This is a genomic window from Streptomyces sp. RPA4-2 (assembly GCF_012273515.2).
In the GTDB taxonomy this organism is placed as follows: Bacteria; Actinomycetota; Actinomycetes; order Streptomycetales; family Streptomycetaceae; genus Streptomyces; species Streptomyces kaempferi.
The window spans coordinates 3,704,163-3,716,436 of the sequence record NZ_CP050975.2 but is presented as its reverse complement, the minus strand read 5'-3'; the positions used below and the strand labels follow the sequence as shown (position 1 = coordinate 3,716,436).

Here is a 12,274-nt window from a genome sequence, read left to right as displayed (position 1 = left end):
TCCGGTCACTCGAGGCCACAACGCGGAAACGCGTCCTCCCTACCTTCGGGACCCAGCAGGTCGTCGGCCGACGCCTGGGCACCGCACCGGAGATCCGTGGAGGCGTCATGACAGCCCCGAGCACAGCCCCCGCACGCAGCAGGAAAGGACGCTGGATCGAGCGGTGGGATCCGGAGGACGAGACCTTCTGGCACGAGACGGGGGCGAAGGTCGCCCGGCGCAACCTGCTCCTGTCCGTCCTCTCCGAGCACATCGGCTTCTCGGTCTGGACCCTGTGGTCGGTCATGGTGCTCTTCATGGGGCCCGAGTACGGACTCACCCCCGCCGACAAGTTCCTGCTCACGTCGATGGTGACGCTGGTCGGGGCCGTGGTGCGGGTGCCGTACACCTTCGCGGTGGCGGTCTTCGGCGGCAGGAACTGGACGATCGTCTCGGCGGCCCTGCTGCTCGTCCCGACCGTCGCCGCGTTCGTGGTGATGGAGCCGGGGACCTCGTTCTCCACCTTCCTGCTGGTCGGTCTGCTCGCCGGCGTCGGCGGCGGCAACTTCGCCTCCAGCATGACCAACATCAACGCGTTCTTCCCGCTGCGCCGCAAGGGCTGGGCGCTCGGCCTCAACGCCGGCGGCGGCAACATCGGCGTGCCCGTCATCCAGCTCGTGGCGCTCGCGATCATCGGCGCGCACGGCGGGCCCCGCGTGCTGCTGGGCATCTACATCCCGCTCGTCCTCGTCGCCGCCGCGCTCGCCGCGGTCTTCATGGACAACATCGCGTCCGTGCGCAACGACACCGGCGCCGTCAAGGACGCCGCGAAGGACGCGCACACCTGGATCATGTCCCTCCTCTACACCGGCACCTTCGGGTCGTTCATCGGCTACGGCTTCGCCTTCGGACAGGTGCTGCAGAACCAGTTCGGGCGCACGCCCCTGCAGGCGGCGTACGTCACCTTCGTCGGCCCGCTGCTCGGCTCGCTGATCCGGCCCGTCGGCGGACGGCTCGCCGACCGGTACGGCGGGGCGCGGATCACGCTGTGGAACTTCGTCGCCATGGCCGGGGCGACCGGTGTCGTCGTGGTCGCCTCCGTCCAGAGGTCGTTGCCGCTGTTCACCGTCGCGTTCATCGCGCTGTTCGTGCTCACCGGGCTCGGCAACGGCTCGACGTACAAGATGATCCCCGGGATCTTCCAGGCCGAGGCGGTCGCCGAGGGGCTGCGGGGCGAGGCGGCCACCTCCTACGGGCGGCGGCTGTCCGGGGCCTCCATGGGACTCATCGGCGCGGTGGGCGCGCTCGGCGGCGTCGGCATCAACCTCGCCCTGCGGCAGTCCTTCCTCTCCTACGGCTCCGGCACCGGGGCCTTCGTGGCTTTCCTCGCCTTCTACGGGCTCTGCTTCGCGGTCACTTGGGCCGTATACCTTCGCGGGCCCGCACCCCGGACCCGGACCGTCGCGGTCGCGGAGGCGAAGCCGCGGCCCGACCACGCCGAGGTCTGACGTAACACGGGTGACATCACGGGGAACCGGGCCTGTCACGGGCCGTTGACAGGCTCGGTCGGCAGCAAGCGCACGACGACTCCCGCGTGAGACGAGACCCATGTACGAGGAACCGCAGCGACCCGCCCCGCAGGATCACGGCCCCCTCTCCGGGTTCACCGTCGGAGTGACGGCCGCGCGCCGGGCCGACGAGCTCGGCGCGCTGCTCCAGCGGCGCGGCGCCTGTGTCCAGCACGCCCCCGCCCTGCGCATCGTGCCGCTCGCCGACGACGGCGAACTGCTCGCCGCCACCAAGGAACTGATCGACCGGGCCCCGGACATCGCGGTGGCCACGACCGCCATCGGCTTCCGCGGCTGGATCGAGGCCGCCGACGGATGGGGACTCGGCGAGGCCCTGCTCGCAACGCTGCGCGGGGTCGAGGTCCTCGCCCGCGGGCCCAAGGTCAAGGGCGCGATACGGGCCCAGGGGCTGACCGAGGAGTGGTCGCCGTCCTCCGAGTCCATGGCCGAGGTGCTCGAACGGCTCCTGGAGGAAGGCGTGGAGGGCCGCCGGATCGCCGTACAGCTGCACGGTGAACCGCTGCCCGGGTTCGTGGAGTCGCTGCGGGCGGCGGGCGCCGAGGTGGTGCCCGTGCCGGTGTACCGGTGGATGCCGCCCGAGGACATCGGACCGGTCGACCGGCTGCTGGACGCCACCGTCGCCCGGGGCCTGGACGCGCTCACCTTCACCAGCGCGCCCGCCGCCGCCTCCCTGCTGTCCCGCGCCGAGGGACGCGGCCTGCTCCCCGAACTGCTCGCCGCCCTCCACCACGACGTGCTGGCCGCCTGCGTCGGCCCGGTCACCGCGCTGCCGCTCCAGGCCCACGGCGTCACCACGGTCCAGCCGGAGCGCTTCCGGCTCGGCCCCCTCGTCCAACTGCTCTGCCAGGAACTCCCGGGCCGTGCCCGCACGCTGCCGGTCGCCGGCCACCGGGTGGAGATCCGCGGGCACGCGGTGCTGGTCGGCGGCGCGCTGCGTCCCGTGCCGCCCGCCGGGATGTCGCTGCTGCGGGCCCTGTCGAGGCGGCCGGGCTGGGTGGTGGCGCGGGCCGAACTGCTGAGGGCGCTGCCGGGCGCCGGACGCGACGAGCACGCCGTCGAGACGGCCATGGCCCGGCTGCGCACCGCGCTGGGCGCCCCCGGACTCATCCAGACCGTCGTCAAGCGCGGCTACCGGCTGGCCCTCGACCCGGCCGCCGACGCCAAGTACGCGGACGGGTAGGCCCCGCGGTGCAGGAACAGGGCGCGGGCGAGGCAGGCCAGGGCGGCCGTCGACAGCAGGGCCCGTACGACGTTCCAGGCGACCCAGGTGTCCTCGAAGCGCTCGCGCACGGCGGCCGGGTCGGCGATCCGCGCCGGGTCGCCCGCGTCCGCCAGCCGGTCGTTGAGCGGGACGTTCACGACCATGGTGACCAGGAAGGCGAGCACGTACGCGGCCAGGGCCGCCCACACCCACCTGCGGTGGGGGGACCTGCGCGACTGCCAGGCGGAGACGGCCGTGAGGACCAGCGCGCCCAGGAAGCTCAGGAAGAACACCGGGTTCTGGATCACGTCGTTGACGTTCCCCATGACCTCGATGAAGACGCGGTCGTCGCTGCGCGCCAGCGACGGCATGACGTCGCAGGCGAAGATGTAGAAGACGCCCGCGATCAGACCCATCGCGACCGTGGCCGCGCCCAGGACACCTGCGGCGGCCGACGGCCGCCCCGTGCTGTTCTCTGTCATGACACCGAGTCAACCGGCGTGAGCGGAAAGGGCACATGGCCGAGGCGCGCGGCCCCATAAGCGGACGTCCACGCGACTGTCCGCGCCGCTGTTCGCACGGCCGTCCACGGCCTGTGCGGTACCGGGTCTTCCGGCGGCGCGCGCGGGCATGCACTGTAGGAGGTACCTCCCTCACGGCGGTAACCCCAAGGCGGTGACAGGCACATGGCATCGGGCATGGCCACGGCCCCGTACGAGTTGCGGTTCGACTCCGGGCGGATCTGCCTGGATCTCCTGGCGACCACCCACCCGGAGGAACGGCTCGACGCGGTGGACCGGCTGCGTGTCTGGATCACCCGGTCCGGCCTCGTCCCGGCCGGCACACCCCTGGCGGCGGCCGATCCCTCCTGGCTCGTGGACTTTCGCGAACTACGCGGTCAAGTGGCCCAGTTGGTCCGCGCGGAACTGGACGGCCGGCCCGCGGAGACGGCGCTCGCCCGGGTCAACGCGCTCGCCCTCGCCGCCCCGCCCGCCCCCTCGGCCGTACGGGCCGAGGACGGCTCCCTGCGGCGCGGACTGCACACCCCGCCCGGATGTCCCGGGCTGCTCGCGGTGATCGCCCGCGACGCCCTCGAACTGCTCACCGATCCGGCGGCGCGCGCGAGCCTGCGACAATGCGCCGGTGACAACTGCCCGATCGTGTATCTCGACACCTCCCGCGGCAGGCGCCGGCGATGGTGCTCCAGCGAGGTGTGCGGCAACCGCGAGCGAGTGGCCCGGCACCGGCGGCGGGCTGCCCTCGCCCGGGCGTGAACCAGCCCTCCGGAGACCTCTTTCCCACCCCTACGTGATCTTCCGATCGCGCCGAGTGGTCATGAAGAGATCTTCACAACTCCCCCAGGAAATATGTACTGCCTCTTTGAACACGGGCCCGACCCCGCACGTACCCCGTCATGAGCGACCGACTGGGGGAACCCCCGGACACCGGAGGTAGGCGTGCGCAAGGATTCGGCCGTGGCTGATGATGAACGAAGGTCAAGGGCCCGACATCGCATGAATCCGTCCGCGTCGGCTTCGTCGAACAACGAACCCGACGAGGAGCTGATGCGTGCGCTCTACCGGGAGCACGCGGGTCCCTTGCTCGCATACGTGCTGCGCCTGGTCGCCGGCGACCGGCAGCGCGCCGAGGACGTCGTACAGGAAACACTCATCCGTGCCTGGAAGAACGCCGGTCAGCTCAATCGGGCGACCGGTTCGGTACGACCCTGGCTGGTGACGGTCGCCCGGCGCATCGTCATCGACGGACACCGCAGCCGGCAGGCCCGGCCGCAGGAGGTGGACCCGGCACCGCTGGAGGTCATCCCCGCGGAGGACGAGATCGACAAGGCGTTGTGGCTGATGACACTGTCGGACGCGCTGGACGACCTGACCCCTGCCCACAGGGAGGTTCTGGTCGAAACGTACTTCAAAGGGCGTACGGTCAATGAAGCGGCCGAAACGCTCGGCATACCCAGTGGCACCGTGCGCTCCCGGGTGTTCTACGCCCTGCGCTCGATGAAGCTGGCGCTGGAGGAGCGGGGGGTGACGGCATGAACGCGTACGGGGGATACGGAACGGGCGGTCCAGGAGCCATGCAGGGACCACGGGGACAGCAGAACCCCGGCGACAACATCCACGAAACCGTCGGCGCCTACGCCCTCGGCATCCTCGACGACGCGGAGGCCACGGCCTTCGAGGCCCACCTCGCCACCTGCGAGTGGTGCGGCCAGCAGCTCGACGAGCTCGCCGGGATGGAACCGATGCTCGCCGCGCTCGCGGATCTGCCCGCCGCGCAGGGCACCCCGGCCATCGGCGAGTCGCTGTCCGCCCGCCCGAGCCCACGGCTCGCGGAACGGCTGGTCGACGAGGTCTCGCAGCGGCGCGCCGTCAAGCGCCGGCGCGGGATGTACCTGGTGGCCGCGGCGGCCGCGCTGATCATCGGCGGTCCGCTGACCGTGATGGCGGTCGGCGGCGGCGACGGCGGTACCAAGACGCCCGCCGCGATGGCCACCAGTCCGGCCAAGGCGGCGTTCCAGACGATGACCGACAAGGTCACGGCCACGGACCCGAAGACCAAGACCACGGCGACCGTCGCGGTGGAGTCGAAGGACTGGGGCACCCACGCGGTCCTCCAGCTCTCGAACGTCAAGGGCCCGCTGAAGTGCTCCCTGATCGCCGTGGGCAAGAACGGCGAGCGTGAGACCGTCACCTCCTGGGCGGTCCCCGAGTGGGGCTACGGCATCCCGGGCGCCACGACCGAACAGGCGAAGAACCCGCTCTACGTACACGGCGGAGCGGCCTTCAAGCCCAACCAGATCGACCACTTCGAGGTCATGACCTTCGACGGCAAGCGGCTCGTACAGGTGAAGGCGTGAGCGAGGCCAGGGCGCGCACGTAGCCTCCCGGGGTCCCCTTCGCGTACGGTTGACGGCTGCCCAGCACGTCAGAAGGGGGCCCGGTGGCCGCTCAGGCTCAGCAGGAAACCGCGCTCGGCCCGGTCCACGGTTCCGTACCGGAGAAGTCCGTCAAGGACGACTCCGTACGGGAGCGGGAGATCGGGGTCGAGCAGCAACATCTGGACCGGGTGTACCGGCGCCTCGAGGAGAAGATCCACGAGGCGGAGTTCCTCATGAACGACGCCGCCCAGCGCGGCCAGGTCGGTACGCCGGGAGCGCTCGCGGAGCGTGACGCCCAGGTGTTCCGGGCGGGAATCCACCTCAACCGCCTCAACAACGAGTTCGAGGACTTCCTCTTCGGCCGGATCGACCTCCTGCCGGGGAAGGACGGCAAGAAGGGGCCGGACGGCGCGTACACGGCCGTCGAACCGGCCGAGGGCGCGGTCCGCGCCGACGAGACCGGTCAGTACGCCTCCATCGCCGAGACGCTCCACATCGGCCGTATCGGGGTGCTGGACGCGGACTACGCACCGCTCGTCATCGACTGGCGGGCGCCCGCCGCGGCCCCGTTCTACCGCTCGACGCCGGTCGACCCGGGACGGGTGGTCCGCCGTCGGGTGATCCGTTCCAAGGGCCGCAGGGTCCTCGGGGTCGAGGACGACCTGATGCGCCCGGAGCTCAAGGCCACCCTGGACGGCGAGGCGCTCCCGGTGATCGGCGACGGCGCCCTCATGGCCGCCCTCGGCCAGGCCCGCAGCCACACCATGCGGGACATCGTGGCGTCGATCCAGGCCGAACAAGACCTGGTGATCCGGGCCCCCGCCGCCTCCGTGACGTACGTGGAGGGCGGACCGGGCACCGGCAAGACCGCCGTCGCCCTGCACCGCGCCGCCTACCTCCTCTACCAGGACCGCCGCCGGTACGCGGGCGGCATCCTGATCGTCTCCCCGACCCCGCTCCTGGTCGCCTACACCGAGGGCGTGCTGCCCTCCCTCGGTGAGGAGGGCCAGGTCGCCATCCGCGCCATCGGCTCCCTCGTCGACGACGCGGAGGCCACCCTGTACGACTCCCCGGCCGTCGCCCGCGCCAAGGGCTCCTACCGCATGCTCAAGGTGCTCCGGAAGGCGGCGCGCGGGGCGCTGGAGGCGCCGGGAGGCTCGCGGCAGGGCTCACAGGGCTCGGGCTCGCGGCGGGGCGACAGGGGCTCCGGGCGGAGCTCCGCGGGCTCCGGTAGCTCCGGGGAGCAGCTCGCCTTCGGCGCTGACACCCCCGAGGCCCCCGCCGGGCCGCCCGTCCGGCTGCGGGTCGTCGCCTTCGGACGGCGCCTGGAGCTGGAGGCCGCCGAGCTGGACCGCGTCAAGGAGAACGCGCTGAGCGGGACCGCCCCGGTGAACCTGCTGCGCCCGCGCGCCCGCAAGCTGCTGCTGGACGCGCTGTGGGCGCACTCCGGCGCCGGCACCCGGCACGCGGACCCGGAGCTGGCCGCGGAGCTGCGCTCGTCGTTCGACGAGGACGTCGCCTCCGAGGACAGTTTCATCGCGTTCCTGGACGCGTGGTGGCCGGAGCTGACCCCGCGCGGCGTGCTGGAGGCGATGGCCGACGAGCGGCGGCTCGGGCGGTGGGCGCGGCGGATCCTGAACCCGGGCGAGGTCCGCCGGGTGGCGCGCTCGCTCAAGCGGGACGGTTTCTCCGTGCACGACGTGGCGATGCTGGACGAGCTCCAGGCGATCCTCGGCACTCCCGCCCGGCCCAGGAAGCGGCGTGATCTGGACCCGCTGGACCAGCTCACCGGTCTCGAGGAGCTGATGCCCGTACGCGAGGAGACGCAGCGAGAGCGGGCCGAGCGGCTGGCCCAGGAGCGGACCGAGTACGCGCACGTCATCCTCGACGAGGCGCAGGACATCACGCCCATGCAGTGGCGGATGGTGGGCAGACGCGGGCGGCACGCCACCTGGACCGTCGTCGGCGACCCCGCGCAGTCCTCCTGGTCCGACCCGGACGAGGCCGCGCAGGCCCGTGACGAGGCGCTGGGCAGCCGTCCCAGGCGCCGCTTCACCCTGACCGTGAACTACCGCAACCCGGCCGAGATCGCCGAGCTCGCCGCCAAGGTCCTCGCCCTCGCCATGCCGGGGTCCGAGTCCCCGTCGGCGGTCCGTTCCACCGGCGTGGCGCCGCGCTTCGCCGTCGTGGCGGACTCGCTCGCGCAGACCGTGCGCGCCGAGGCCGCGCATCTCCTGGAGCGGGTGGACGGCACCGTGGGCGTCGTCGTGGCCATGAACCGGCGCGAGGAGGCCGCCCGCTGGCTCGCGGGCCTGGGCGACCGTGTGGTGGCGCTCGGCAGCCTGGAGGCGAAGGGGCTGGAGTACGACGCGACGGTGGTCGTCTCGCCGGCGGAGATCGCCGACGAGTCGCCCGCGGGGCTGCGTGTCCTGTACGTCGCGCTGACCCGGGCCACGCAGCAGCTGACCATCGTCTCCGGTGAGCGGGACGAGCCGGACGGGAACGGGGTGCCGGACCTGCTGCGGGACTGAGGCGCACCCTCCGCTCGGGCGCTCGGGCGCTCGGGCGGAGGGGAGGCTACGGCGAGAGGCCCACGTCACGGGGTGACGTGGGCCTCTCGTTCGTTCACGACACCGACCCGCCATGCTCGCCTCGCGGCAAGTGGTCGCTCGTAGCGACGAAGGTTGGGCCCGGGGGCTTGGATCGGGCCGGTGTCACGTCCACGGTAACAAAGGATCCCCGCTAGGCAATTCCCGTCCCGAAAGTTCATTTTCGCGGCGCGGGCTCCTTACCGGTCCGCCCTTCCACCGGCAGGCGGCTTCTCGTATGGTGGAATCAGGTTTCCGAAAAGATTTCCCGCGCCGCGAACAAAACGTTCGCAACCCGGGGCGGCTACCACGTACTCCGCGGTAGGTGCGACGATCGGACGGCATACCCGCGACACGCAGTACACGGTGAAAAGCAGAGGAAGTCGGCCATGGCAACGGCGCCCAGCGTCTCCTACTCGATGACGGTCCGGCTGGAGGTGCCCGCGAGCGGAACCGCGGTCTCCCAGCTCACCACGGCCGTCGAGTCCCACGGAGGCTCGGTGACCGGCCTCGACGTGACCGCCTCCGGTCACGAGAAGCTCCGGATCGACGTCACCATCGCGGCGACCTCCACGTCGCACGCCGACGAGATCGTCGAGCAGCTGCGCCACATCGAGGGCGTCACCCTCGGCAAGGTCTCCGACCGTACGTTCCTGATGCACCTCGGCGGCAAGATCGAGATGCAGTCCAAGCACCCCATCCGCAACCGTGACGACCTCTCGATGATCTACACCCCGGGCGTGGCCCGGGTGTGCATGGCGATCGCCGAGAACCCCGAGGACGCCCGCCGCCTCACCATCAAGCGCAACTCCGTTGCGGTCGTGACGGACGGCTCGGCCGTGCTGGGCCTGGGCAACATCGGCCCGAAGGCCGCGCTGCCGGTCATGGAGGGCAAGGCGGCCCTCTTCAAGCGCTTCGCCGGTATCGACGCCTGGCCGCTGTGCCTGGACACCCAGGACACCGACGCGATCGTCGAGATCGTCAAGGCCATCGCCCCCGGATTCGCGGGGATCAACCTGGAGGACATCTCCGCGCCGCGCTGCTTCGAGATCGAGGCCCGGCTGCGTGAGGCCCTCGACATCCCCGTCTTCCACGACGACCAGCACGGCACCGCGATCGTCGTCCTGGCCGCTCTCACCAACGCGCTGCGGGTGGCGGGCAAGGCGATCGGTGACATCCGGGTCGTCATGTCCGGCGCGGGCGCGGCCGGTACGGCCATCCTCAAGCTGCTGATCGCCGCGGGCGTCAAGAACGCGGTCGTCGCCGACATCCACGGTGTCGTGCACGCCGACCGCGCGGACCTGGTCGACGCGGCCCCCGGTTCGGCCCTGCGCTGGATCGCCGACAACACCAACCCCGAGAGCCTCACGGGCACGTTGAAGGAGGCCGTGCGCGGCGCCGACGTCTTCATCGGCGTCTCCGCCCCGAACGTGCTGGACGGCGACGACGTGGCCGCCATGGCCGAGAGGGCGATCGTGTTCGCGCTCGCGAACCCCGACCCCGAGGTCGACCCGGCAATCGCCCGCCAGACGGCGGCAGTTGTCGCCACCGGCCGCTCCGACTTCCCCAACCAGATCAACAACGTGCTGGTCTTCCCGGGCGTCTTCCGCGGCCTGCTGGACGCTCAGTCGCGCACGGTCAACACGGAGATGATGCTGGCCGCCGCGGCCGCGCTCGCGGACGTGGTGACCGAGGACGAGCTGAACCCGAACTACATCATCCCCAGCGTCTTCAACGACAAGGTCGCGGGCGCGGTCGCCGGAGCGGTGCGCAACGCCGCGAAGGCGGCGGGGGCGTCGGCGGCCGAGTAGACCCCGGCGCGCCGGTCCGGGGGCGCACCGGACGCGTGGACCGCCGGCGCGGGACACGCCCGGGCGCGCACCGGCTGTGACGATCGCCACGGCCGGTCCGGCACCGGCGCGTCGTGGAACGCGGGGCCCGCGGGCGCCCTCTAGGGTGGCGGCCAGGCTCAGGCCTTCGCAGGCCCTGCGATCCGCTGCCGGGAGCGGACGGAGCGTCACCACATTGAGGCAGTGGCGCTTTTCGTGTGACTCCCAAGGGTGTTCGTGTGACTCCCAGGGGTGCCGGATTGGCTTTCCCGCCGCAGGTGGGGGCAGGATGCGTCTTCGGGCGCGAGGGTCTGGCTACGGACCCGGGTCCGGGGACCGACCGAGGACCCTGGCAGCATCGGCTTCGCCGCATCCGACATGCGGCTCCGCCGCGTGGCACGCCTCAACGGCAAGAAGAACACGGGAGTAAGAACATGAACCGCAGTGAGCTGGTGGCCGCGCTGGCCGACCGCGCCGAGGTGACCCGCAAGGACGCCGACGCCGTTCTGGCCGCGTTCGCCGAGACCGTCGGCGAGATCGTCTCCAAGGGCGACGAGAAGGTCACCATCCCCGGCTTCCTGACCTTCGAGCGCACCCACCGTGCCGCTCGCACCGCGCGCAACCCGCAGACCGGCGACCCGATCCAGATCCCGGCCGGCTACAGCGTGAAGGTCTCCGCGGGCAGCAAGCTCAAGGAAGCGGCCAAGGGCAAGTAGGTTCCTGCGTGTGCCACGAGACGGCGCACGAGGTCCGGTAACGCCAATGGGGCGGCCCCCTTCACCGGGGGGCCGCCCCATCGTCGTACCCGCGACCGTGACGAGCCGGGCGCGTCCGGCCGTGTCTAGCCGAGCGCCTTGCCCGGCAGTTCCACCTTCGCGCCGAGCTCCACGAGCTTGTCCATGAAGTTCTCGTAGCCGCGGTTGATGAGCTCGATGCCGTGGACCCGGGAGGTGCCCTGGGCCGCGAGAGCGGCGATCAGGTACGAGAAGCCGCCGCGCAGGTCGGGGATGACCAGGTCGGCGCCCTGGAGCTTGGTCGGGCCCGAAACGACCGCGGAGTGCAGGAAGTTGCGCTGGCCGAAGCGGCAGTTCGAGCCGCCCAGGCACTCGCGGTAGAGCTGGATGTGCGCGCCCATCTGGTTGAGCGCGGACGTGAAGCCGAGCCGGGACTCGTAGACCGTCTCGTGGATGATCGACAGGCCGGTGGCCTGCGTCAGGGCGACGACCAGCGGCTGCTGCCAGTCGGTCTGGAAGCCCGGGTGGACGTCCGTCTCCAGCGCGATCGCGTTGAGCTGGCTGCCGGGGTGCCAGAAGCGGATGCCCTCGTCGTCGATCTCGAACGCGCCGCCCACCTTGCGGTAGGTGTTCAGGAACGTCATCATCGAGCGCTGCTGGGCGCCCCGGACGTAGATGTTGCCTTCCGTCGCCAGCGCCGCGGACGCCCAGGAGGCGGCCTCCAGACGGTCCGGCAGGGCCGCGTGGGTGTAGCCGCCGAGCGAGTCCACGCCGGTGATGCGGATCGTCCGGTCGGTGTCCATGGCGATGATCGCGCCCATCTTCTGCAGTACGCAGATGAGGTCCTCGATCTCCGGCTCCACGGCCGCGTTCGCGAGCTCCGTGACGCCCTCCGCCAGGACGGCGGTCAGCAGCACCTGCTCGGTGGCGCCCACGGACGGGTACGGCAGCTTGATCTTGGTGCCGCGCAGCCGCTGCGGGGCCTCCAGGTACTGTCCGTCCGCCCGCTTCTCGATCTTCGCGCCGAACTGCCGCAGCACCTCGAAGTGGAAGTCGATGGGACGGCCGCCGATGTCGCAGCCGCCGAGGCCCGGGATGAAGGCGTGGCCCAGGCGGTGCAGCAGCGGACCGCAGAACAGGATCGGGATCCGGGACGAGCCCGCGTGCGCGTCGATGTCCGCGACGTTCGCGCTCTCGACGTGCGAGGGGTCGAGCACCAGTTCGCCCGGCTCCTCGCCCGGGCGCACCGTCACCCCGTGCAGCTGCAGCAGTCCGCGCACGACACGCACGTCGCGGATGTCGGGGACGTTCCGCAGCCGGCTCGGCTCGCTGCCCAGCAGGGCGGCGACCATGGCCTTCGGTACGAGGTTCTTCGCACCGCGGACACGGATCTCGCCCTCGAGCGGGGTTCCGCCGTGGACAATCAGTACATCGTCAGAGCCGTTGACGGTCATGTGT

10 protein-coding genes are annotated in these 12,274 nt (G+C 71.5%); 8 read left to right on the top strand and 2 right to left on the bottom strand.

Annotated elements, in window-relative coordinates; all coding sequences use genetic code 11:
* Positions 1-107: 107 nt before the first annotated feature.
* Positions 108-1,487 (top strand): NarK/NasA family nitrate transporter, encoded by a 1,380-nt coding sequence (locus tag HEP85_RS16165; protein WP_168528375.1) that lies wholly within the window; start codon positions 108-110, stop codon positions 1,485-1,487.
* A 100-nt stretch (positions 1,488-1,587) separates the two neighbouring features.
* Entirely contained in the window at positions 1,588-2,748 is a 1,161-nt protein-coding gene (locus tag HEP85_RS16160; protein WP_329288103.1) for a uroporphyrinogen-III synthase, read from the top strand.
* Here HEP85_RS16160 and HEP85_RS16155 read toward each other — a convergent pair.
* Positions 2,697-3,251, bottom strand: a complete 555-nt coding sequence (locus tag HEP85_RS16155; protein ID WP_168528374.1) for a DUF1772 domain-containing protein — start codon at positions 3,249-3,251, stop codon at positions 2,697-2,699. The two genes, HEP85_RS16160 and HEP85_RS16155, sit on opposite strands and share 52 nt — an antisense overlap.
* Positions 3,252-3,455: 204 nt before the next feature.
* Here HEP85_RS16155 and HEP85_RS16150 point away from each other — a divergent pair, with 204 nt between their 5' ends.
* The 6 genes from HEP85_RS16150 (at position 3,456) to HEP85_RS16125 (ending at position 10,798) form a co-directional block, all read left to right on the top strand.
* A complete protein-coding gene (locus tag HEP85_RS16150; RefSeq protein WP_168528373.1) occupies positions 3,456-4,043 on the top strand; it encodes an ABATE domain-containing protein in 588 nt (195 codons plus the stop codon).
* A gap of 183 nt (positions 4,044-4,226) precedes the next feature.
* Positions 4,227-4,823, top strand: coding sequence for a sigma-70 family RNA polymerase sigma factor (locus HEP85_RS16145; RefSeq protein WP_168528372.1), 597 nt, complete (start codon positions 4,227-4,229; stop codon positions 4,821-4,823).
* A 38-nt stretch (positions 4,824-4,861) separates the two neighbouring features.
* The gene (locus tag HEP85_RS16140) at positions 4,862-5,644 is read left to right on the top strand and encodes a zf-HC2 domain-containing protein (protein WP_168528371.1); all 783 of its coding nucleotides are present in this window, start codon (positions 4,862-4,864) and stop codon (positions 5,642-5,644) included.
* Positions 5,645-5,727: 83 nt separating this feature from the next.
* A complete protein-coding gene (locus HEP85_RS16135; protein WP_168528370.1) occupies positions 5,728-8,196 on the top strand; it encodes a UvrD-helicase domain-containing protein in 2,469 nt (822 codons plus the stop codon).
* A 446-nt stretch (positions 8,197-8,642) separates the two neighbouring features.
* Complete coding sequence (locus HEP85_RS16130; protein WP_168528369.1) at positions 8,643-10,064, top strand: NAD-dependent malic enzyme; 1,422 nt, start codon at positions 8,643-8,645, stop codon at positions 10,062-10,064.
* Between the two features lie 452 nt (positions 10,065-10,516).
* Positions 10,517-10,798: an HU family DNA-binding protein gene (locus tag HEP85_RS16125; protein ID WP_148008648.1), complete on the top strand. Its 282-nt coding sequence runs from the start codon at positions 10,517-10,519 to the stop codon at positions 10,796-10,798.
* Positions 10,799-10,923: 125 nt separating this feature from the next.
* Here the strand turns inward: HEP85_RS16125 and murA are convergent, their stop codons facing one another.
* Complete coding sequence (gene murA / locus HEP85_RS16120) at positions 10,924-12,270, bottom strand: UDP-N-acetylglucosamine 1-carboxyvinyltransferase (RefSeq protein ID WP_168528368.1); 1,347 nt, start codon at positions 12,268-12,270, stop codon at positions 10,924-10,926.
* Between the last annotated feature and the right edge of the window lie 4 nt (positions 12,271-12,274).